The sequence below is a fragment of the Lyngbya aestuarii BL J genome, from assembly GCF_000478195.2.
Classification (GTDB): Bacteria; Cyanobacteriota; Cyanobacteriia; order Cyanobacteriales; family Microcoleaceae; genus Capilliphycus; species Capilliphycus aestuarii.
In genome coordinates, this window is sequence record NZ_AUZM01000003.1 from 120,970 (window position 1) to 143,299 (window position 22,330).

The window sequence follows — 22,330 nt, forward strand, 5'->3', positions numbered from 1 at the left end:
AGAAAAAACACCAAGACACAAGGACACTAAGGGAGTATTTCTCTGAGGCTTTGTGTCTTTTTAGTTGTGATCCGGGAATTGAGGTTCTAAGTGTTGGTTGTTGTCTGATGACTTATCATCATAAATTTTTCTATTTTTTCATACATTTTTGAACGTAGCGAGGAAAATGTTTGAAACAGTTTTATCTAAAAGTTAATACGTTTTCAAACATTTTCATATTGTCTTTGCTGTACATCAAGATTAGATTAGTTGATAACAAGGTTAGTTAATCAGTTTTGAAATGAGTTGAAATTGATTTTAATCCCTGACTAGAAAACGATTTAACAACCTTTTAAACCCGATTAGGAGAACAACAATGGCAACCTTTAATGTCGATACAACCTTTAATATTGTTGCTGGTGATGGCTTAACCAGCTTAGGAGAGGCAGTTAATGCAGCCGCAGATACAATCATCTAGAAATGACTGAAACTATTTTTATAATTCATCATTCATCATTCATAATTTAAACCCCACTTGATCCAAATCCACCCTCTCCTCTAACAGTCGAACTGAGTTGTTCAACTTCTTCAATTTCCGCGTGAATAACAGGGGCGATAACGAGTTGGGCAATTTTCATGCCTTGATTAATATTAAAGGTAGTTTTGCCATGATTGATTAATATTACCCCAATTTCGCCGCGATAGTCTGCGTCTATTGTACCAGGTGTGTTTAATACGGTAATTTGATGTTTGAGGGCTAAACCGCTTCGGGGACGAACTTGGGCTTCTGTTCCCGGTGACAGTTCGATAGAAATTCCGGTGTGAATGAGTTTGCTTTCTCCGGGTAAAATTTCTTGTTCTTCGAGAGAATATAAATCCAGTCCCGCATCATTAGGATGGGCATATTTTGGCACAATTGCTGCTTGATCTAATTTCAATATTTTAAGTTTCATTCAATTAATGTTTGAGATGTTTAATGTTCCTTTTGCAAAAGCACAAAAACGAATTTTTTTGGTTTTAATTCAAGACATTTCCCAACTGATATTGGTGATCAGGAGTTGCTGACCGGGGGAGATAATAATTTGTTTAAGTTTAACTTGCATAATTTTGGTAGGGTTAAGAATATTGCCCAAAATAATTTCCGCTAATCAAGAGAGTTGGGGTTTCAGATTTCGAGTTTTGCCTGTCCTAAATATTCAATTCCTACAGGTGTCACCTCAAACCGACAAGGTAAGACTTCAACACCTATTTTAATCGCTTCTTCTAACAACTTTGCATAAACCGGATCGGCATCTTTCCCCGGAGAAAAGCGATCGCAATCTCCCCGATTAATAAAATACAACATCACCGCTCGACCCCCTTGTTGTACAATCGTGGTTAACTCTCTTAAATGTTTTTGTCCGCGTGTAGTCACGGTATCGGGAAATAACGCCAATTTATCTTTTGCCCAAGTCGTATTTTTTACTTCTAAATAAATCGGCTGGTTTTCACCTTGTAACCAAAAATCAACTCGACTTTTGCGATCGCAACCGTAAACCACTTCTTTTTTAATCTCGCTATAATTTCCCAATTCTGGAAACAAATGTTGTTCAAGAGCTAATTTTACCACCCGATTGGGTAAACCCGTATTCACCCCCACCCAAGTCGGTTGATTATCCGTTACTTCTATCAACTCCCAAGTATAGGCTAACTTCCGCTTAGGATTATTACTGGGCGAGACTTGAACCGCATTTCCCAACACACAAACCCCCGTCATCGGGCCAGTATTCGGACAATGGGCGATGATCGTTTCTCCGGATGTCAGCATAATATCAGCGAAGAACCGTTTGTAACGTTTAACTAATACGCCCGCTTGCAATGGCGGATATTGATAGAGGAAATCAGTCATTCGGCTGTTATAGCGCTTCGCGCTCTTGCAAAAGGCACTCATGGAGGAAAAAGGAAAAAACTCAGTCTAATAAGGCTTTTTGCAATTCCTCGTTTCCTTGCATTTGTTAATATACCAGCGTGAACTGCTATAAAATCATCAGCAACCTTTCTATTTTGCCCGATCAACGCATCTACACGGAATTATTCCTTTCACCTATTTTCTAATTGTCCATTCCCCGATACACTAGGGGTTGCCACTAAGCGTTTATAACCATTTGTGTCTGGATCGCAAAAAACAACTCGTTCCCTGGTCAGTATTGCTACCGTTGTAGCCGCCGCAACCCTGATCAGCAAAGTATTTGGCCTGGTTCGACAACAGGTAATGGCAGCACTTTTCGGCGTCGGGGCGGCGATCGATGCCTATAACTACGCTTACGTCATTCCCGGTTTTCTGTTGATTTTACTCGGCGGAATTAATGGCCCGTTTCACAGCGCCATTGTCAGCGCCTTAGCCAAACGCGATCGCAGTGAAGCGGCACCTTTGATCGAAACGATCACCACTTTAGTCAGTGGGGTATTGTTATTGATCACGGTATTTATGGTTGTATTTGCAAGTCCATTAATTGATTTAGTCGCCCCCGGACTCAGCCAAACTCCAGAAGGTTTAGAAATTCGGGCGATCGCCATCCAACAACTGCAAATTATGGCGCCAATGGCGTTATTTGCGGGGTTAATTGGTATTGGTTTCGGAACCTTAAATGCGGCCGATATGTATTGGCTACCGTCTATTAGTCCGTTATTTTCTAGTGTGGCTTTAATTGGCAGTTTGGGAATATTGGCGGTGTATCTCGGCCCCAAAATTACTACTCCCGAATATGCTTTACTGGGCGGAATTGTCTTAGCAGTGGGAACGTTAGCCGGGGCGGTGTTGCAATGGTTGGTACAACTTCCGGCGATGTGGAAATCAAAACTCGGAAGATTGCGGTTGAGATTTAACCTCAAACAACCGGGAGTTAAAGATGTAATGCGCGTGATGCTTCCGGCGACGTTTTCATCGGGAATGCTGCAAATTAATGTTTATACGGATTTATTTTTTGCCTCTTATATTCCCCAAGCTGCTGCTGCACTGGCGTATTCTGGGTTATTAGTTCAAACGCCGTTAGGAATTATTTCTAATGTGATTTTGGTGCCGTTTTTGCCGATCTTTTCTCGACTCCGAGAACCCGCAGACTGGCCAGAATTAAAGAATAGAATTCGACAGGCGTTAATGTTAACTGCTTTAACGATGTTACCTTTAAGTGCGATCATTGTCGCCTTAGCATTACCCATTGTGCGAGTGGTTTATGAACGGTTTGCGTTTGATTTAGCAGCGTCTCAATTTGTGGCTTCGGTATTGATGGCTTATGGCGTGGGAATGTTTGTTTATTTGGGGCGAGATGTTTTAGTTCGAGTCTTTTATGGGTTGGGAGATGGAGAAACACCTTTTCGGGTGAGTATGGTGAATATTGTCTTGAATGCGGTGTTAGATTTTCTGTTAGTTCAAGCTTTTGGCGCACCCGGTTTAGTGTTAGCAACGGTGGGGGTTAATTTAGTTTCAATGTTGATGTTTTTAGTCTTGTTAGATCGTAAATTAAACGGGCTTCCCTGGCGAGAATGGGGCTTTCCGTTATTGGGTTTAACGGTAGGGAGTGTATTTGCGGGTTTAGCCTGTTGGGGAACGATTTGGGGAACTCAAAACCTTTTAGGAAGTGAGGGATTTTTGGTATTATTAATAGAACTTTGTTTAGCAACAACGGTAGGATTTGCCGTATTTGCAACCTTTGCAATGCAGATGAAGTTACCTGAAGTTGATTTATTAATGAGTAAAGTCAGACAACGAATTAGTCGATAAATGAAGTTGTATATTGGTTGATGGATCGTTTGTTTTTCGACATCAAGAACAGTCAAAAAACTGTTTTGCTCCTAATGAGCAGTCAGCTTATTCTCCAGTTAATGAATGGAGAAGCTGCTGCATTTATTAATGTTTAATCAAATTTCGAGTATTCCCAAGCTTAATGAATTCAACAGAGGTGAAGATCCTCAGATTATCAATACTAAATCGGAATGCTGTTTATACTTTAATTCAAGAGGATTTTTGGGGAAATATTTTCATCAACAACAGATCATTAAAACCTGTGTTAATCAGACGATTACTCTAAAATCCTTGAACTCATAAAAGCTTTTACTCTTGGTGATAAATTTCTAACCTAAGAAAGAGTTTTTTTCTTCCGTGAACGGAAATATTACGCTATGTTAAAGAGTGATGAACCTCACTAACTGATAATATGACCTCAACAGTTGCAACGAATCCTTATCTGGAAGGAAATTTTGCCCCGGTTCGCGATGAAATTACTGCTGACAACCTGAAAGTCATCGGTGAACTTCCTGCGGGTTTGTCGGGAATGTTTTTACGAAACGGCCCAAATCCTCAATTTCCGCCCATTGGACAGTATCATTGGTTTGATGGAGATGGTATGATCCATGCCGTTCGCATTCTCGATGGTAAAGCATCCTATCGCAACCGCTATGTTCGCACTCAAGGCTATAAAATCGAACATGAAGCCGGAACCGCCCTCTGGAGTGGAATCTTTGAACCGCCTCAAGAAAATCTTCCCGGTGGCCCGAGCAAAAATACAGGAAACACAGCTTTAGTTTGGCACGCAGGTAAATTTTTAGCACTCTGGGAAGGCGGAGAACCTCATGCGTTAACCCTTCCAGAAGTGAATACTGTTGGGGCTGATGACTTTGAGGGTAAACTGACTTCTCCGTTTACCGCCCATCCGAAAGTTGATCCCGAAACAGGCGAAATGAGGTTTATCGGGTATTCAATGTCAGCCCCGCCTTATTTACAATATGGTTGGGTGACGCCGGATGGGAAACTTCAACAAATTAACCCGATAGAAATTCCTGTTGGGGTGATGATGCACGATTTTGCCATCACCAAAAACTATACAATCTTTATGGATTTACCCCTAACTTTTCGGATGGAACGGATACAACGGGGCGAACATCCAATCATGTTTGAAAAAGAAACACCGAGTCGGTTTGGAATTGTTCCCCGTCATGGTGATAGTAGCCAAGTGAAATGGTTTGAATGTCCGTCTTGTTTTATTTTCCACACCTTAAACGCCTACGAACAGGGTTCGGAAGTGGTTTTAATTGCTTGTCGGATGGAATCTACTTCGGTATTAGCAATGACCGATAATGAGGCTTCTGATATTCCCTTGTTATATCGTTGGCGGTTTAATATGGAAACCGGGGAAGTTAAACAAGAACAAATGGATGATACACCGGGAGAATTTCCGACGATTAATAATCACTTCACCGGACAACAAACCCGTTACGGTTATATAGGTAAAACAGCCCAGACTGAACTCCCCAAATTTGAAGGGATTAATAAATACGATTTTGATAAAAATAGTTGTCAGGTTCACCATTTTGGAGAGGGACGCTTTGGCGGTGAAGCGGTGTTTGTTCCTCGTCCAGATGATAGCGCCGAAGATGCAGGTTGGTTAGTGACGTTTGTTCACGATGAGAATGAACAGCAGTCAGAATTAGTGATTGTTGATGCTCAGAATATCACGTCTGAACCTGTGGCGCGAGTGATTATTCCCCAACGGGTTCCCTATGGTTTTCATGGAACTTGGGTGCCTCAAAGCCAGTTTCAATAATTCTCTGAGATCACGTTCGCCGGATCTTAAATTAAGTCCATCCCGACAAAATTCGGTGTATAAAATATAAGCCCTGGTTGATCGTTGCCAGGGTTTTTCTTGTCAAGATAATTTTAGAAATGTAAAGTTTAAGTACATTTTATTTCAATCATTTGACATCTATAGAACGGTTTGATAATATTTCCGGTATCAGGTGATTAACAAAGTTTTAATCGCCTCTATTTTACCTCAAGCTTTCTTTCAGTACAACAGTTGATTTGCAGATCAGAGCCAAAATTAGGGGTCTGAATAAAAGCTATTAAAAAAGATGATAGCATCAGCACTAATTTGATCGGCGTAGTCGAAAGGTATTGCTTAGATTCTCGGTCTGAATCTGATGTGAGTATCGGAAGGTTATTCAGACTTCGTTTTTGAGTCTAAGAAATTAACTAAATATTGAGGAAATATTAACAATGACTCTCAAAACTGAATTAAGATCAGGGGTAGTTAAGTTTTTGCAAAAAACCAAACTGAATAAATTAGCTCACAAGGTATATTATGGGTATGTTCATGGTTTTAACAGTGCAACTCCTGAGATCGAGGATGCTTTAGAGATTATTTTTCAAAAAGCTCAGGAATTGGGAACGGCGAATCAAGGAGATTACTGTGAGTTTGGTGTATTCAAAGGATATGCGTTTTGGAAAGCCCAAAATATTTCGACGCAGTTCAAAGATGATTTTACTCAGATGAGATTTTTTGGTTTTGATTCTTTTCAGGGATTACCGGAAATTACCAACCCAGAAGATCAAACCCAAGAGGAAGTTTTTTATCAAGGTCAATATAACTGTTCCAAAGCAGGAGTTATCAATAATTTAAACTCGAAAGGTGTAGACTGGGAAAGAACGTTTTTAATTGAAGGCTTTTTTGAAGATTCTTTAACCGAAGCACTCAAAACTCAATACAATTTAGAAAAAATATCAATCGCCTTAATTGACTGCGATCTATATTCCTCGACAAAAGATGTGCTGAAATTCATCTCAGATTTGCTCATAGACAAGACCATACTGGTTTTTGATGATTGGAATTGCTTTGATCGAGATAATAATCGGGGTCAACGAAAAGCTTTCCAAGAATTTTTAGAAGAAAACCCGCAACTTTCTGAAGAAGAATTTATTTCCTATGGAAGCTATGGTCAAAGCTTTATTATCCATCAAAAATCTTCAGAAGTCTAATCTCGGGGATGGGATGAAACCGTGAAACTTTTGGATGTCGAAACAGGTCAACTTCTGGGAAATATGGGGGCGCATTTTGTGGTGTCGGTGGCGTTTAGTTTGTATGGAACAAAAATGGCGCCGTTGGCTGATAATACCCTAAAAATTGACAATGTGGAAACTGGAGAATGCTATCAATGCTTATCTGGACATAGTAAAATCCAACTTTACCATATAAGAATCAAATGATATCAAAAGATATCCTCTAACTCAACTTTCAAATCAAACTAGAGGTAATAAAATCTCAAACTGCGTTCCTATACCCGGTTCAGATTGCATCAAAAATTGACCTCCATGTTTAGCCGTCACAATTTGATAACTTTGGGCTAAACTGGTTTCCTTTTCAAGACGTTTTTGAGTTGAAAAAGATTCTATGATTTTTTGCTGTTGATCCCAAGACATTCCAGAGCCATTATCACTAATCCGAATTGAAACCCAACGTTGTGGAGTTCTTTCTGTACTTAGTTTAGTTTTAGGCGATCGCACTTCTGTTGTAATTTCTATTGTCGGTTCTGGAACAGGAACTTTATTTTTAGTTTCTCGATATTTCCTCGCCCATTGTTGAGTAGAAGCCTGACTAATTAACGCATCAATTGCATTAATTAAAATATTCATAAAAACTTGGTTAAGCTGACCAATATAACAGGTTACAGGTGGTATATGATCATAATTTTTTATGACTCTAATCTCACTTGAAATGCGGCTTTTCAGCAGTAATAAAATACCTTCAAGATTGGTATGAATATCCGCAGGTTTCTGATGAACTTCATCAATGTAACAAAAGTTTTGTAAGCTAGTTGCTAAATTTTTTAACCGTTCGGCTCCCGCTTGAATACTATTAACAATTTGGGGGATATCTTGTTGGATATATTCAAATTCAATTTCTTCTTTAAGCTGCTGAATATCTAATGGAATTTTTGAAAAATGTTGTTCATAAGCCGAAATCAACTCAATTAAACTCTCACTATAAGTCGAGATATGAGTTAAATTTCCCCAAATAAAACCCACCGGATCTAAAATTTCATGGGCGACCCCATCAACCAACCGTCCCAAACTCGCCATTTTCTCAATTTGGACAATTTGAGTTTGCATCCGTTCATAGCGAACTTGAGTTTCAATCCCCCGAATTTGCCAGTTGGCAAGATTTAATTCGTTAACATCCAACAATCGATAAGGTAAACTGGCAGAGGAAGAAGACTGCGGATCAATTTCCACCACAACCGGGTCGCTTCGCAGTTCAGGTAATCGTCGGAGGGCTTGTTGTGCAGCACTCACAATGGGTGTGTCCTCTGAGAGAATGAGGGGAGAGTTGCGGGCGTAGCTATAAAGAACGTGCAAGGGCTTCTGTAAAAACAGTTTCATCCCTTGAGGGCGAATCAGAAATTCTAACAATTGACGTCGTGAGATCATCCCGACAAATCGCGAATTTCCGTCTGGTGATTCCTCTACAAGAATCACTCCAGGAACAAGAGGATACCGCTCAAAGATTTGAGCGACAACAATTCCTACACAACTTACAGAAACCTGAAACTCATATAGAGATAGATCTCCCAAAGTTGATGCTAAACCCAGATCGAAAATGCTCCCCTCCATTAACCGTGGGGGAGAGACTTGATCGTGATGTTCGTCTAGCACGGGCTGGTAAATGAATCAGCTACAGATCTACTATACTACTTGAATCGCTTTCCTGTACTCCCTACCCTTCTAAATAAAAGCGGTTCAAGCCTTCTTGATGGACTGTCTCACAAACGGGTTCACCAACGGGTTCACCAAATACGGGTTTTAACCGCCTCTGTGAACTCCTCTTTTGTGACGTCCTTAGACCCATCCATTGTTTTTTCCGCTTATTCTTGATTGTAGCTGCCTCTCGTTTCCCAGTTAGGGATTGAAACCCGATCTGATCACAATTTATATTAACCCTCAGTCGTATTAAGTTTGAGGGAATTTAACAACAACACTAACTCTTGGTTTAGAACCTCATATCCTTGTTGGTTTAAATGTAATTCATCTTTTGTATATTTTCGCTCGATAGTGCCTTGTTGATCAGCAAGAACCGAAAACGCATCAAATACAATCACATCTTCACTCGCCAAACTGTTAATATAAACATTAACCTGTTCAATCGCCTGACTCACCTCATCTGACCAAAATGGTTGGCGTTCAAGGGGAATTTCCCCAACTGGAAAAATAGTGGTGATCATAACAAGAGCGCCTAAATCCTTAGAATCTTCTACAATTTTCTGAATATTAGCTTGGCAGTCAGCAATTATTAAATCCTTTCGCATCGGAAATAATGGAATGGTTTTTAAATCATTAACTCCAACTTGAATTAACACTATATCAGGTTTGAGAGGGGTAACGTGTTGTTCAAATCGTTGAACCGTTTGTATCGAAGTCTGAGAACCAATTCCCCGATTGATAAATTCATAGTTCTTAAGTTCTGGTGATTGCCAACTCGCAGCTCTGGAGTCTCCAAAAAAGACTAAACGGACTTGAGAATTTGCTTTTATGGGTGGGTTTGAGTCCGGGAAATATTGGTTCCAACCCAAGGGATCTAAACGAGTGAGATTGAGTTCGAGGTAGTATTTTTTAGCTCGGTTAAATAACAAGAAGTTTAAAGTGATTGAACCTGCGAGTATTGCGAAAACTAAAAGTGTTAACAAAATGCGAGGTTTATTGGATGTCATTGATTTTTCCTCACAATAGCTTCGATGAATAGAAGTTGATCGGGTCAAGTCAATTTTATCTTTTTTATTCAATGACTGTCTAGGTTGATGTTCAACAGATGAACTGAGAATGATTAAATGTATGACTATTGACTTACTCTAGCTGATCATCTTTTGTTAAGCAATTGCTAATCATTATGATCTAGAGAGAGCAGTTGTTGATCCTTCTTGACTCTGACTCGCGCTTTCCCCAAACGGAGTAACAGGTATTGCTGCTGCACAGAATGACATCCGAGTTTTTACGGAGATACTATCAATTGTTTTGATCAAAGTCCCGTATTTTCAACTAGAGGTTGAATTATTCGTTATACCTCGAAACGGTGATCAGTCGGGTTTTTTCGGTTGAGCATGGGCTTGAATCTGGCTCTATATTAAAGTTTTTTAAAGAAAATCATAATGAGTTCAATAAATTTAGTATTATAAATAATATGGGTAAAAAAATAAAAGTATGTTTAGGTATTCATTAAAATTATCAAACCTATTTTGACTTGTTCATCAGGGAATTTAAGGATGAAACTATTCAAGAGATTAATCATATTTTCTCTAGAATCAAAACAATATCGAAAATAAACCCAATAAATTAATTAAATTTCGGGGATAATCATGCAGATTTATAAAAAGATGAAAACGACAGGAAAAATTAGTCAAGAACACATTGAACATCAGTTACTCGCTAATCTCCAAGCCCAAGCCAAGCAACAAGCCGCAGTTGCTGATCTCGGACAACGCGCCCTAGCCGGACTTGACCTATCAATACTCCTCGATGAAGCCGTTTCTCTGATCGCTGAGACCTTAGATGTGGAATACTGCAAAGTGTTAGAATTAATGCCTAACGGCCATGCTTTCTTTCTGCGTGCCGGGGTAGGTTGGCATCGAGGGCTGGTGGGTTATGCCAATGTCAGCGCAAGTCAGCAGTCCCAAGCCGGATATACTCTATTCACCCAAAAACCCGTTATTGTAGAAGATCTTTGGGTCGAAACGCGCTTTCCTGGAACGCCGCTTTTGCATAACCATCGCATCGTCAGTGGTGTGAGTGTGGTTATTCCCGGAACTGTTGAAGAAACCCCCTATTTTCAAGAGTATTTATCCACAGAACATCACTCCTCTCCGTCAAAAAAATCTCAATCTTCCTGGGGAGTTTTAGGGGTTCACACTCGTCAATATCGTCAGTTTACTCAGGATGATGTTCACTTTTTAGAATCAGTTGCCAATGTGTTAGCTAGTGCTATTGAACGTCATCGTTCTGAGGAATGGATGCAAGTGATGAAACGGGCGATTGATAGTAGCAATAATGGCATTATTATTACTGATCCGACTCAACCCAATAATCCGATTATTTTTGCAAATTCAGGTTTTGAAAAAGTGACTGGCTACAGTCGAGAAGAAGTTTTGGGGAAAAATTGCCGTTTTTTACAAAGAGAAGAAGAACAAAATGGTTTGAGGGTTGATCCCGTTAAACAGGCAATTATTGAAGGAAGATCGTGTAATCAAGTCATTCAAAATTATCGGAAAGACGGAACTCCTTTTTGGAATGATTTTTCTATTTCGCCCGTTCATAATACCAAGGGTCATCTGACTCATTTTATTGGAATTCAAGCGGATATTACCAAAAGAAAATATTATGAAATTGCGCTGCAAAAAAAATCTCAAGATTTAACAAAATTTATTTCTTGTTTAAAAGATCTCCATAAAATTTCTACGCGCATTTATCGATCTTTACCAGAAATGTTTGCTGACTATCTGCAAGCTGGGTGTAAAATTTTTGATTTACCGATGGGTGGAATTACTCAAATTGAGGGAGACTGCTATCACATTCAAGCCGTAAAATCCTATCTCGAAGAATTACAACCAGAAGATCAGTTTAATCTTTCAAAACGTTACTGTAAAACAGTCATTCAGCAAAGAAAAACGATGATCTTTACTCAAATGGATTTAGAGGTAGAGATATCCAAAAATCTAGATCATCAAAACTGGAAATTAGAATCTTATATCGGGACACCCATTTGGGTAAATGGAGTGATTTATGGAATACTTGATTTTGCCTCTCCCCAAGTCAGAACCCAAGGTTTTGAATCACTAGAACGAGAGATTATTGAGTTAATGGCTGAAAGTATTGGTCGTTTTATTGCGACTCATCAAACCCAACAAAAACAAGCCCAAGCTGAAGTTGCATTGCGCGAAAGTGAAGAACGTTATCGTCGTTTAGTTGAACTTTCCCCAGAAGCCATCGCGGTTCATAGCCAGGGAAAATTTATGTATATTAATTATGCTGGTGCTAAATTGTTAGGTGCTAATTCTGCGGATGAAATTATTGGAGAATCGATCTATAAGTTTATTCATCCTGAATATCTAAGTCTTGTTCAAAATCGTATTCACAAAACCGAAAAAAAACGACTTGCGATTCCCTTAGAAGAACAAAAATTGATTCGATTCGATGGAAAAGTGATTGACGTTGAAGTGGCGGGAATTCCAGCAACCTATCAAGGAAAAATAGCGACCCAAGTGATTATCAGAGATATTACCATTCGTAAACAAGTCGAATCCCAATTAATCTATGAAGCCTCTCACGACGCACTGACTCATTTACCCAACCGCAGCTTCTTTAACGAACAACTGAGAAAGGCTTTACAACGTTCTAAGAAAGAATTTAACTATCAATTTGCACTATTATTTCTTGATCTAGATCGGTTTAAAGTGGTCAATGATAGTTTAGGTCATCTCATTGGCGATCAACTGTTGATTGAAATTGCTCACCGACTAGAAACTTGTGTCAATTCCCATGATATCATTGCTCGACTTGGAGGCGATGAATTTACAGTTTTATTAGATAATATACAAAGTTGTCGGGAAGCGGTGTTGATGGCGGAAAAAATTCACGATACTCTTTCTCAACCTTTTTACTTAGAAGGACATAATATTTTTACCACTGTCAGTATTGGAATCGTTCCCAGTCAGAAAACTTTGACTGGTGATCCGAAAGACTTACAAAACTATCAAAACTATCAATGTATTTTGTATAATAATCCCGAAGACTTATTAAGAGATGCAGATATTGCGATGTATCGGGCTAAGGAAAAAGGAAGATCCCGATATGAACTTTTTGATCTAACGATGCAAGAACATACTCTCGCCCTATTACGTTTAGAAACAGACTTACGACACGCTATTTTGGGATCGGCTAAATCACTGAATTTTAATGGATTAGAGTCTCAAGAAATATTGAGTTTAGAAACTGCTCAACCTCAAAGTTTAAACCAGTCTATTTTACCTTTATTGCCTTCTCAAAACAACTGTATCGATCCGACAGAATTTGTCGTTTATTATCAACCGATTGTTAAACTTCCAACTGCTAAAGTGGTCGGATTTGAAGCATTAGTGCGGTGGATACATCCAACTCGTGGGTTAGTTTCTCCGGGTGAATTCATTCCACTGGCTGAAGAAACAGGACTGATTATTCCTTTAGGAAGTTGGATTTTAAAACAAGCTTGTCAGCAGCTGACAATTTGGCAACAGTCTTACGATCAAGTTTGGGAAAAACAAGACATCCAAAATGGAGCAGTCCCTCCATTAACAATGAGTGTTAACCTCTCAAGTCAACAAGTCGTCCAGTCGAATTTACTCGAAACCATCGATCAAATCTTAGCCGAAACAAATTGTAACCCCCATTGCTTGAAACTCGAAATCACTGAAAGTATTATTATGAAAAACTTTCAAACCTCTGTTGTGGTCTTAGATGAACTGCGAAATCGAGGGATTCAGTTATCAATTGATGATTTTGGTACCGGCTATTCTTCTCTCAGTTATTTACATCAATTTCCAATCAACACCCTAAAGGTTGATCAGTCTTTTGTGAGACGACTACAACCTAAAACCTTTAATTCTTTGGAAAAATCGAGTCAACAAATTCAAATTATTCGGGCAATTGTTACCTTAGCTCATAATCTCGACCTAGACGTAATTGCTGAAGGCATCGAAACCGATGAACAGAGACAACTGCTTCAGGAACTCGACTGTGAAATGGGTCAAGGGTATCTTTTTTCTAAACCCCTCAATCCCGAACAGGCGACACAATTTCTGTTAAACTCATAGCAGATAGAGTCAGGAGTCCTAACAGAGTATGAGGGTGTAAAGTGCTGTTAATTCTTTATAGCAAACCAGGCTGTCATTTGTGCGAAGGATTACAAGAAAAATTAGAACAAATTCTCGCCAATCCTGAAAGTGAATGTAAATTTGAGCTAGAAGTGCGAGATATTACGACTCAAGAGGACTGGTTTAAAGCCTATGAGTATGATATTCCGGTTTTGTGTAGACAACGGGATTATCAGTGTGGTGAAGAACCTCTACCTCGGGCTTCTCCCCGGATTTCTCCTCAGCAGTTAGACATGATGTTACGGAAGTATCTCTAAAAACAGGGTAATGAAAAAAGGGTGGACTCAGCAAAAGTGTCAAGACTCAAGATCGGGTTGATCGATCAACGCATTGACTCGACTCACTTTTCCTGAAATTGTCCATTTACCATGATCATGCAAAGTTAAACTTAATTTGTTGGTGAGGAGTTGTGATGAAATTAAAGGAGTTACTCGCAAAAGTTGCCGATCTGTCTGAATTCAAACCCCATCCCGCTTTTGAGAAGGAAGTTAAGGGGTTAGCAACCAATTCCCATGCGTGTCAAACGGGGGATTTATTTATTGGAATGCCGGGAACCCGAGTCGATGGCGGGGATTTTTGGCCAAGTGCGATCGCCAATGGTGCTGTGGCGGCGTTAGTTTCTCAAATGGCGGCGGAGAAGACTCCACAGACGTCAACTGAAAGCCCAGAACTTCCTTGTGTTATTCCCAGCGCCGATATGACCACCGCTTGCGCCCAAGTTGCGGCGGCTTTTTATGGTTATCCAGCCCAACAGCTTAAACTGGTAGGGATCACGGGAACCAATGGCAAAACCACAACCACTCATTTGATAGAATATTTGCTGGAACGCTCAGACAAACCGACTGCTTTGTTTGGGACGCTTTATACTCGTTGGTTAGGTTCACAAGTTACCGCTACCCACACGACTCCTTTTGCGGTGGAACTTCAACAAAAATTAGCCGAGGCGGTGAAAGCGGGTTGTCAGTATGGCGTGATGGAAGTTAGTTCTCATGCACTCCACCAAGGACGAGTGTTGGAATGTCCTTTTGAGGTGGCAGTTTTTACGAATTTAACCCAAGACCATCTCGACTATCACCAGACGATGGAAGATTATTTTGAGGCGAAAGCGTTGCTATTTAGTCCCCAATATCTTCAAGGTCGAGCGATTATTAACGCCGATGATTCCTATGGAAAACGCCTAATTGAACGTTTACAAGCGGATCAGGTTTGGAGTTATAGTATTGATGATTCTACGGCGGATTTGTGGGCCGATCAACTGAGTTATGAACCCAATGGCGTCAAAGGAGTTTTGCATACGCCTCAAGGTGAAGCGGCTTTTGAGTTGCCTTTGGTGGGTCAATACAATTTATCTAATTTGCTGGCGGCTATCGGGGCGGGGTTGTCACTGGGCTTAGATTTGGCGACGATGATGGCAAAATTACCCCAGTTTTTGGGGGTTCCCGGACGCATGGAACGAGTTCAGATTAGTCCTCAGCAGGATATTAGTGTAATTGTTGATTATGCTCATACTCCTGATAGTTTGGAGAATTTGTTAAAGGCTTCTCGTCCGTTTATTCCTGGGCGAATGATTTGTGTATTTGGGTGTGGGGGAGATCGCGATCGCACGAAACGCCCGAAAATGGGAAAAATTGCGGCGGATCTCGCAGATGTGGTGGTGGTGACTTCTGATAATCCTCGCACCGAAGATCCGAATCGGATTCTAGAGGATATCTTAGCGGGTATTGATTTGGGGGTCAAACCGATAGTGATGTGCGATCGCGCTAAAGCGATTCAGCGTGCTATTTCTGAGGCGAAACCGGGTGATGGGGTGCTGATCGCCGGAAAGGGTCACGAGGATTATCAAATTTTGGGAACTGAGAAGGTTCACTTTGATGATCGTGAACAAGCCCGAGAAGCGCTTTTAGCAAAAGTCTCATCGGGTGAGTGTCCGGAATCATAAGCTAATTGTGTGAAGATCTGTAACAGTACGAATTGTTAGAGGTCAGTGAGCATGAGGTTTCCCAGTCTAAAAGGATGGAGATTTGCTATTTCTCGAAGCGATAGACATCAACAGCATCATGGCGGGGTTTATTGATTGATGTTTGGGTTGCAAGTCTCCCCTTTCCTTATCTCTCCATGTTTGATGGATGTGACAGTTAAGAAAGCTTCATACAGTTTCTATCTGAAGACAGATGATTTATATATGCTGTATGATAAGTTAGAATAGAGAGTAAAATCTTATTCTAAATGTTCTACTCTTTGCGATGATCAATTCACCGATGGAAGTCATAGCTAGTGTGAGACCTAGTAAAAATTTATATCAAGATTGTTTGATTTGATTTTCATCCCAATGAGCAAAGAAAAAAGCTTTTTAAAAATATCAGGGAGCAGAGCAGATTTAGGTAGAGAAAATAACAATAATCTATTATTCTCTGTACAGATGAAGGTTTATTTCATCTATAAAGCCTAAGTAAAGAATCAAAAAGCAGACTCTTTTTAATCTCAAATTTTGTGTTGAAAGCATAAATCTCAACATATAACTTGAGTTTAAATTAGAAACAAAGATAGGAAAACCTATCACACGAACTCAAATAGAACTTGGGGATAGGGTAAGAAGAAGTTGTTGTTAGAAAGCCGATAGGACAAGTATGTTATGGAAACTTTATTAATCTACTACTTTTTGATTGCTTTAGCCGCTTTTGGGATGTGGTTTATCGTATTTTTGAATGACTCGACCACTCCCCTCAGTGATCGCAAATCCTGGGTTATTTTAGTGCTGGCTTCTTTCTGCTGGCCGATAACAGTTCCAAGCTCTATTGCGAAACTGACAACTACAACAGGAAACACAACCCAGAGTGTATCCATAAAGGAATAAATCAGGACTGCTATAGATAGCAATAATAGCGGTATGTAAATTAAGATATTAATATTGACTCCCAGTTAACCCTCAATAACATGGGGGTTTTTAGATTAAGACGAGAGTTCTCTCTAATTCTACTCAGGGTGCTAATCTCAATCCTTAAATTGATGTCAAAAAGAACATAAATTGCTATAGAGTGATTGAGAATAAATGGAGATAAAAAAGTAACAAGAAGGTTCTATATCCTGAATAAAGACTCAACACTTTATGAATCTCATATCAGTAATCTACTGTATTGGTGGCTTGGCGAGTTTCTCGGTTTGGTTTAGTTTACTTGTTCGCGATTTTACGACTCCTCTCACTCACCTAAATTCCTGGAAAATGTTGCTGCTGATGACTGTTTTATGGCCGATTGCTGTTCCAATTTCGTGGATAGAGTTAATTGTTAAAAACCAAAAAACAAAGCCAAGTCTAAATACTTCATTACCTCTGAATCCTTTACCTTTAGGCTATCTTTTGAAGAAAGCAGGTTTAATTTCAGAATCTCAGCTTATTCAAGTATTAGATGTTCAGCAAACCGCCCATAATTATATGAGAATTGGAGAAATTATTGCTAGTTATGGATGGTTGAAGCAAGAAACAATCGATTTTTTTGCAGACTCTTTAATCAAAATAAGAACTCAGCCTCAGCAGCCGATTGGACAGTATCTTAAATCTGCAAAACTTTTAAATGATCTGCAAATTGAGGTGATTTTAAATGAACAACATCAGACCAATTTACGTTTTGGAGAAATTGCAGTTAAGAAAGGATGGGTTCAACTGGAAACGATTAATTTTGTCTTAGATTATTTACAGCATAAGTCTCAGACTTTTTTGAGTTAACATTGAAAGAAAATTTGTCTCACCTCTATTTCATTTCAGTTTCAGTTTGATCTTGTTCTGTTTGAGAAGACAATAAAGTTTGAGATGAGATTTTGTGAACATTTTCTTGGCTAATTTGAATAGAATATTGCAGATCGTTGACAACAGCTTGAGCTTCAGATAAGCTTTGATTAAGATGAGATATCGTATCCTGTTTCATTGCTTGAATATTTTGCTGAGTTTGTTGAATTTTTTGAATTGACATTACCAATAAAACCAAAACACTGGTTACAGTTGAAGTTGAAACCAAAACAGCAATAACAATCCAAGTATTCACAAAGGGAGTAATGCGGCGAACACTGGGATAAACTTCATTTTGAATTTCGGTGAGAGTATAACTATTAGCGCTGATCAAACGCTCATAAATAGATGCAGCTAAAACTGAATTTTGAAAACTTATAGAAACCGTTAAGATCAACCCAAATAACTGACTCAATTTAATCATATCACAAATCAATAGATTATTAATCACTAAAAATTAACTTTGAATTTGAATTAATTGTTGAAATCGTTGATCATTAACAAGAGATTCTAAATCCGTTTCTTTCTTGGCTAAATTGCGAACAACAGTGGGTTTTATACTCATCGCCCGCTCTAAGCTTTCTAGAGCCAAGTCTACTTTATTTTGAACGCCATAACACCGAGCTTGATTATACCAAACTAAATAAAAATCAGGATTTAATTGTGCCGCTTTTTGATAAGAATCAATCGCTTCTTCATACCGTTGAAGTTGTGCTAAAGCCAATCCTCTATTATTCCAAGCATCGACATAATTTTCTCGAAGATGAATCGCTCGTTCATAAGATAAAGCCGCAGCTTCGTAATATTTTAACTTCCCTAACGCTACACCCCGATTATTCCACGCATCCGCATATTCTGAACGCAATTGTAAAGCTTGCTCATAGGAGGCGATGGCTTCGTGATATCGTTGGAGTTTCGTTAAAACAACACCCCGATTATTCCAAACTTCTACCCCATGAGAATCGAGTTGTAAGGCGCGATCATAAGCTTGAACCGCTTCATCATAACAGCCTTGAGTAAAAAATTTATCCCCTTGTTTTGCATAATCTTGAGCCAGTTTTAAATTTTGTTGACTATCGGCAGAACTAGGTTGAGGAAGTTGAAGATGAGATTGGGTTTTCAGAGACTTTAAAGAGCGATCAACCTCAGTATTTTGGTATTGAAGATGAGATAAAAGTGTCTGAGCTTCAGAGAGCATTGTTTCTAATTGAGATAACGCATCTGCTTTTAGACTGTCGATTTCCTGTTGGGCTAAAATCGTTTTTTGGTTTAACTGAGCTAACATAAACCAAACCCCCGCCGCCGCTAATGTGGGCATCACTAACAATAGAATTAACAATAAGTTAATCACTGAAAGTTTGTGACGGAAAGCTTGATCGACTTCGGCTTGAATCGAGTTTTTGATCTCTTGTTGTTCGCTCAAGCGGGGAATTTGTGCAACCGGAAGAATCGTTCGTTGTTCCAGCAATAATGAAGTTGGAGTCGCAAAAGAGAGTCTCCCAGAGAATATAATTGATACAATGAGAATCCAACCCCCAAAGGTAAACTGATTTGGAGTTGGATGAGCTTGTTTACGAACTCGTAAAAGGAATAACAGGATCGCTATCGAGCCTTTTATCTTCTTTACTAATGACCGTGAACTCCAAAGTAGAACACCTGCTCCCATAGATTCATTCAGTTTATTTAGCCTGTGAGTGTAGAAATCTTATCATGTCTGAGTGGATTGAGATTGGTAAAATTGTCGCCGCCCAAGGATTAGACGGTGAAGTTCGGGTTAACCCCAATTCTGACTTCCCGGAACGATTTCTGGAACCGGGGACACGTTGGCTACTGCAACCTGGACAATCTGAACCCCAACCGATAGAACTTCTTGAGGGACGTCAAATTCCAGGAAGAAGTCTCTATGTGCTGGAATTAGAGGGAATTGAAAATCGAGAACAAGCCGAAGCATTGCGAAATAGCACGTTATTTGTATCTAAAAATGATCGCCCTTATTTAGAAGAGAATGAATTTTATTTGTTGGATTTGATTGGCTTGGAAGTGTTTAATCAACTGACTCAAGAAGTGATTGGTGTTGTGATTAGTTTGGTTCCGGCGGGAAATGATTTGTTAGAAGTTGAACTTTATTCATCGACTTTAGAACCTTCAGAAATTCCTTTAGATTCCGATCAACCTTCTGCTGAGGTTTCTCCCCCTCGTCGAAAAAAACGTAAATCAAAACCCAAAACAGTTTTGATTCCATTTGTTGAAGAAATTGTTCCTGTGGTGGATTTAAACAAAAATCGAGTTGAAATTACACCTCCGGTTGGATTGATCGAGTAAACTTTGAGAAATTAAACGAGATTAAATTCTTTGAGTGCGGGTAGAAAGTTATGATTTTCGTGACTTGGACGACTGAGTTTAATTAGTGCAAATCGCTGAAGTGGTGTTAAACTTTGCCAGTGTTGAACTGTGAGTTGAACGCCGACTTCTTCAGCTTTTTGTTGAACTGTTTCGGGGATGTTTTCTATCTCTAACCAAGCTGGATTTTCCTCAATGGGTAAGTCTTTTAACGGGATATCGGTATATTTTTCGGCAAATTGTCGTAAGAGATTTTGATAACTTTGAATTTCTTCTGGAGTTGTCGTCGGGTGTTCGACTAATATTTGACGTTCAGTTTGAGGAAATTGATTCCAATGGGCTAATTTTAACTTCACCCCACAGGTATCCAGTTTATAGCGAACAATCATCGGAATACAACGTAAAGAAGCGACAAAATCATCTTCAAATTCAAAAAAATACGTCACTTTTATTTCTCCATCCAATTAAATTTGATTTTATATTATAGCGTAATGATTGAGACTTTTATTCTCAGCAACTCGTTGATTATAAAGAGTCTGAATGATTTCAAGATTAGATTAACGATCATGGTCACGATTAGCATTTGTTCGACGAATAATCCAATAACTAATCGACAAAGCAAATAAAGCTAAAGCTAAACCCATTAAATCCACTCCACTTTTCTTATCCAGATTAAAGAGAATAATTTTTCGCGCCACCGCAATTAAAGAAGTAACAATGACTAACTCAACTTGAATAACGTGTTTTCTAAGATAAGCCGAAATATTCTCTAAAAGTTCAAGTGCAATTAACAGATTTAAAAATAATCCAAAAATTTCAAAAAGAGTATTTTTAAAGATTAGATCAGGATCAAAAAGTAACTCTTTGAATAAGAAAACCATTAAATGACCCGTCGCCGAGATGATCAAAGCCACCATCGCCAAAGAAAGAATTTTGGAGATGATGACCTCAATATCTTCTATGAAGTCAATGAATTTTTCATCACTTGACCAGAAACGGAATAGCCAAAAGTTGTTTTTGAACCGCCCCATAATTTAAAAACATCTGAAAAACTTAATTCAGATTGTAGCGGTATTCTTGTCTTTATATCAAGCTATTGACGAACCGTTTCACCCATTAAATCTTCCGCCCAGGCTAAACACTGATTGGCTTGTTGCGCCCAAAACTCCGAACCCCAATATACAAAACAACTGGTTTCACACAATAATAGCGCTCGTTCTTGTTCATCTGAGAGGGATGAATGGGTTGATTCTCGGCGAGAAGCACAGGCTTGACTCAAGCGTTCAACAGCTTTCAAAACCCCCTGGCGTAAGTCTCCTTCATTCCAACTTTGATGTCCGCCAATCCAAGACCCCCCAGTTGCTTTGAGGCGAACTTCTGTACTGGGATTGTTACCGATGTAAGAGTCAATATACTGGCTAACGGTCATAAAAGCAATATCCGACCAGTTTTGTGACTCTCGAAACAACGGAACAAAAGAATTTCTAAAATACTCAAACATCATCACATTGCCATTTTCACCATCAGATGTCGGGACAACTAAAGGCGGAACTTTAGACTCTTTTAAAGTATTTCCTCGATAGCGAATATCTTGAATACATCCATCAGTATTTTGACCACTTTGTTGGCGAATTCCCATATCAGTATCACGCACCACACAGAGAATTCGTTCTGATTCTCCCCCCGATTCAACGACTAACCAATGCACTCGATTTTCGACTTCTGGGGTACTCCAATCACTCGGATATTCTAGAGCAGAATGAGGCAGAATAATCCACTCATATCCACATTTTTTCAGTAACCGAATCAATCGTAACGCTTCTGCGGGATCACCTGTCATTCCCATTTCAGGAAGCCAAAATCCCCGAATCTTTGCAAGCGCGTCTGTTCCAAATAAATCTGCAAACACTCGCCGCCATTCCATAATTTGAGCTTCGTGATCCCGTTCAGGAGTGGCGGGAAAATAACAATGACTGTAAGCCGTTCCCGTAAATTCAACCGCTTCTGAATGTTCGCTTAAAACCTCTCTCCATAAGCCAATTACATCCCCCATCATTTCTCCATCCACTTCGAGATGATCAAAATGACTATTACTTGAAAGTTTGGCTAATTCTTCTAACAAAACTCCAGAATAATCAACCATTATTCGTGGATTTAAACCCTCAGATTTGAGATTTTTAACATAACGAGCCGGATTTTTGTAAGCTTGAGCAAACCATCGAGAATTCCAACTTTCCTCAGAATTGGGTTCACTATTCAGCATTTTTTCTAAATTGCCAATCAGTTTCGCGTCTGAACCCTGACCTACCCAAATCGGCGGTTGGTGCATATGCAGCCAAGGAACAAAGACAGCGAGAGGATTAGCAGTTGTATTCGATGACATGAGTAATATTTATTTTATTTTTGGACTCACAAATAGGTTAACGTATATTGACTACAATTGCATCTTTTTTTTGCATCTTCAGCATCAGTCTTGACAACTCAAGATACTGACTCTACAGTATATCTAGCTGATCAATTATGATA

At 39.3% G+C, this 22,330-nt stretch carries 19 protein-coding genes; 10 read left to right on the forward strand and 9 right to left on the reverse strand.

What is annotated here, in order from left to right; translation table 11 throughout:
* Positions 1–503: 503 nt before the first annotated feature.
* The gene (gene dut / locus M595_RS02295; protein WP_023064307.1) at positions 504–932 is read right to left on the reverse strand and encodes a dUTP diphosphatase; all 429 of its coding nucleotides are present in this window, start codon (positions 930–932) and stop codon (positions 504–506) included.
* A gap of 212 nt (positions 933–1,144) precedes the next feature.
* Complete coding sequence (sfsA, locus tag M595_RS02300; protein WP_023064275.1) at positions 1,145–1,867, reverse strand: DNA/RNA nuclease SfsA; 723 nt, start codon at positions 1,865–1,867, stop codon at positions 1,145–1,147.
* A 258-nt stretch (positions 1,868–2,125) separates the two neighbouring features.
* On the opposite strand from sfsA, the gene murJ reads away from it, so the two are divergent.
* The 4 genes from murJ to M595_RS02325 all read left to right on the forward strand — a co-directional run bounded on the left by murJ (position 2,126) and on the right by M595_RS02325 (position 6,997).
* Positions 2,126–3,739 carry a murein biosynthesis integral membrane protein MurJ gene (gene murJ, locus M595_RS02305; RefSeq protein WP_023064378.1) on the forward strand — a complete coding sequence of 538 codons (1,614 nt, stop codon included), beginning with the start codon at positions 2,126–2,128 and terminating at the stop codon, positions 3,737–3,739.
* A 433-nt stretch (positions 3,740–4,172) separates the two neighbouring features.
* Positions 4,173–5,558 (forward strand): carotenoid oxygenase family protein, encoded by a 1,386-nt coding sequence (locus M595_RS02315; protein ID WP_023064357.1) that lies wholly within the window; start codon positions 4,173–4,175, stop codon positions 5,556–5,558.
* 452 nt (positions 5,559–6,010) lie between these two features.
* Positions 6,011–6,769, forward strand: a complete 759-nt coding sequence (locus M595_RS02320; RefSeq protein WP_023064421.1) for a TylF/MycF/NovP-related O-methyltransferase — start codon at positions 6,011–6,013, stop codon at positions 6,767–6,769.
* A 21-nt stretch (positions 6,770–6,790) separates the two neighbouring features.
* Entirely contained in the window at positions 6,791–6,997 is a 207-nt protein-coding gene (locus M595_RS02325) for a hypothetical protein (protein ID WP_023064440.1), read from the forward strand.
* A 33-nt stretch (positions 6,998–7,030) separates the two neighbouring features.
* Here M595_RS02325 and M595_RS02330 read toward each other — a convergent pair whose 3' ends face one another.
* Together M595_RS02330 and M595_RS02335 are read right to left on the reverse strand one after the other, a co-directional pair.
* Positions 7,031–8,443: a sensor histidine kinase gene (locus tag M595_RS02330; RefSeq protein ID WP_023064284.1), complete on the reverse strand. Its 1,413-nt coding sequence runs from the start codon at positions 8,441–8,443 to the stop codon at positions 7,031–7,033.
* Positions 8,444–8,721: 278 nt separating this feature from the next.
* Entirely contained in the window at positions 8,722–9,495 is a 774-nt protein-coding gene (locus M595_RS02335; RefSeq protein WP_023064306.1) for an SGNH/GDSL hydrolase family protein, read from the reverse strand.
* A 642-nt stretch (positions 9,496–10,137) separates the two neighbouring features.
* On the opposite strand from M595_RS02335, the gene M595_RS02340 reads away from it, so the two are divergent.
* From M595_RS02340 to M595_RS02360, 5 genes are all read left to right on the forward strand, one after another.
* Positions 10,138–13,623: an EAL domain-containing protein gene (locus M595_RS02340; protein WP_152983523.1), complete on the forward strand. Its 3,486-nt coding sequence runs from the start codon at positions 10,138–10,140 to the stop codon at positions 13,621–13,623.
* Positions 13,624–13,664: 41 nt separating this feature from the next.
* Positions 13,665–13,940 carry a glutaredoxin family protein gene (locus M595_RS02345; RefSeq protein WP_023064408.1) on the forward strand — a complete coding sequence of 92 codons (276 nt, stop codon included), beginning with the start codon at positions 13,665–13,667 and terminating at the stop codon, positions 13,938–13,940.
* Positions 13,941–14,095: 155 nt separating this feature from the next.
* Positions 14,096–15,622, forward strand: coding sequence for a UDP-N-acetylmuramoyl-L-alanyl-D-glutamate--2,6-diaminopimelate ligase (locus tag M595_RS02350; protein ID WP_023064391.1), 1,527 nt, complete (start codon positions 14,096–14,098; stop codon positions 15,620–15,622).
* Between the two features lie 693 nt (positions 15,623–16,315).
* The gene (locus M595_RS30425) at positions 16,316–16,537 is read left to right on the forward strand and encodes a hypothetical protein (protein WP_023064444.1); all 222 of its coding nucleotides are present in this window, start codon (positions 16,316–16,318) and stop codon (positions 16,535–16,537) included.
* 252 nt (positions 16,538–16,789) lie between these two features.
* Positions 16,790–17,404 (forward strand): hypothetical protein, encoded by a 615-nt coding sequence (locus M595_RS02360; RefSeq protein ID WP_023064344.1) that lies wholly within the window; start codon positions 16,790–16,792, stop codon positions 17,402–17,404.
* A gap of 25 nt (positions 17,405–17,429) precedes the next feature.
* Here the strand turns inward: M595_RS02360 and M595_RS02365 are convergent, their stop codons facing one another.
* Complete coding sequence (locus M595_RS02365; RefSeq protein ID WP_152983524.1) at positions 17,430–17,888, reverse strand: hypothetical protein; 459 nt, start codon at positions 17,886–17,888, stop codon at positions 17,430–17,432.
* A gap of 33 nt (positions 17,889–17,921) precedes the next feature.
* On the reverse strand, positions 17,922–19,130 hold the full coding sequence (locus tag M595_RS02370) for a tetratricopeptide repeat protein (protein ID WP_023064407.1): 1,209 nt from the start codon (positions 19,128–19,130) through the stop codon (positions 17,922–17,924).
* 44 nt (positions 19,131–19,174) lie between these two features.
* Between M595_RS02370 and rimM the strand changes: the two genes are divergently transcribed.
* A complete protein-coding gene (gene rimM / locus M595_RS02375) occupies positions 19,175–19,786 on the forward strand; it encodes a ribosome maturation factor RimM (protein WP_023064439.1) in 612 nt (203 codons plus the stop codon).
* An 11-nt stretch (positions 19,787–19,797) separates the two neighbouring features.
* Here rimM and M595_RS02380 read toward each other — a convergent pair whose 3' ends face one another.
* The 3 genes from M595_RS02380 to M595_RS02390 form a co-directional block, all read right to left on the reverse strand.
* A complete protein-coding gene (locus M595_RS02380; RefSeq protein ID WP_023064422.1) occupies positions 19,798–20,250 on the reverse strand; it encodes a nitrate reductase associated protein in 453 nt (150 codons plus the stop codon).
* Positions 20,251–20,361: 111 nt separating this feature from the next.
* On the reverse strand, positions 20,362–20,835 hold the full coding sequence (locus tag M595_RS02385) for a phosphate-starvation-inducible PsiE family protein (protein WP_023064393.1): 474 nt from the start codon (positions 20,833–20,835) through the stop codon (positions 20,362–20,364).
* A 62-nt stretch (positions 20,836–20,897) separates the two neighbouring features.
* Positions 20,898–22,187, reverse strand: coding sequence for a polysaccharide deacetylase family protein (locus tag M595_RS02390; protein WP_023064402.1), 1,290 nt, complete (start codon positions 22,185–22,187; stop codon positions 20,898–20,900).
* Between the last annotated feature and the right edge of the window lie 143 nt (positions 22,188–22,330).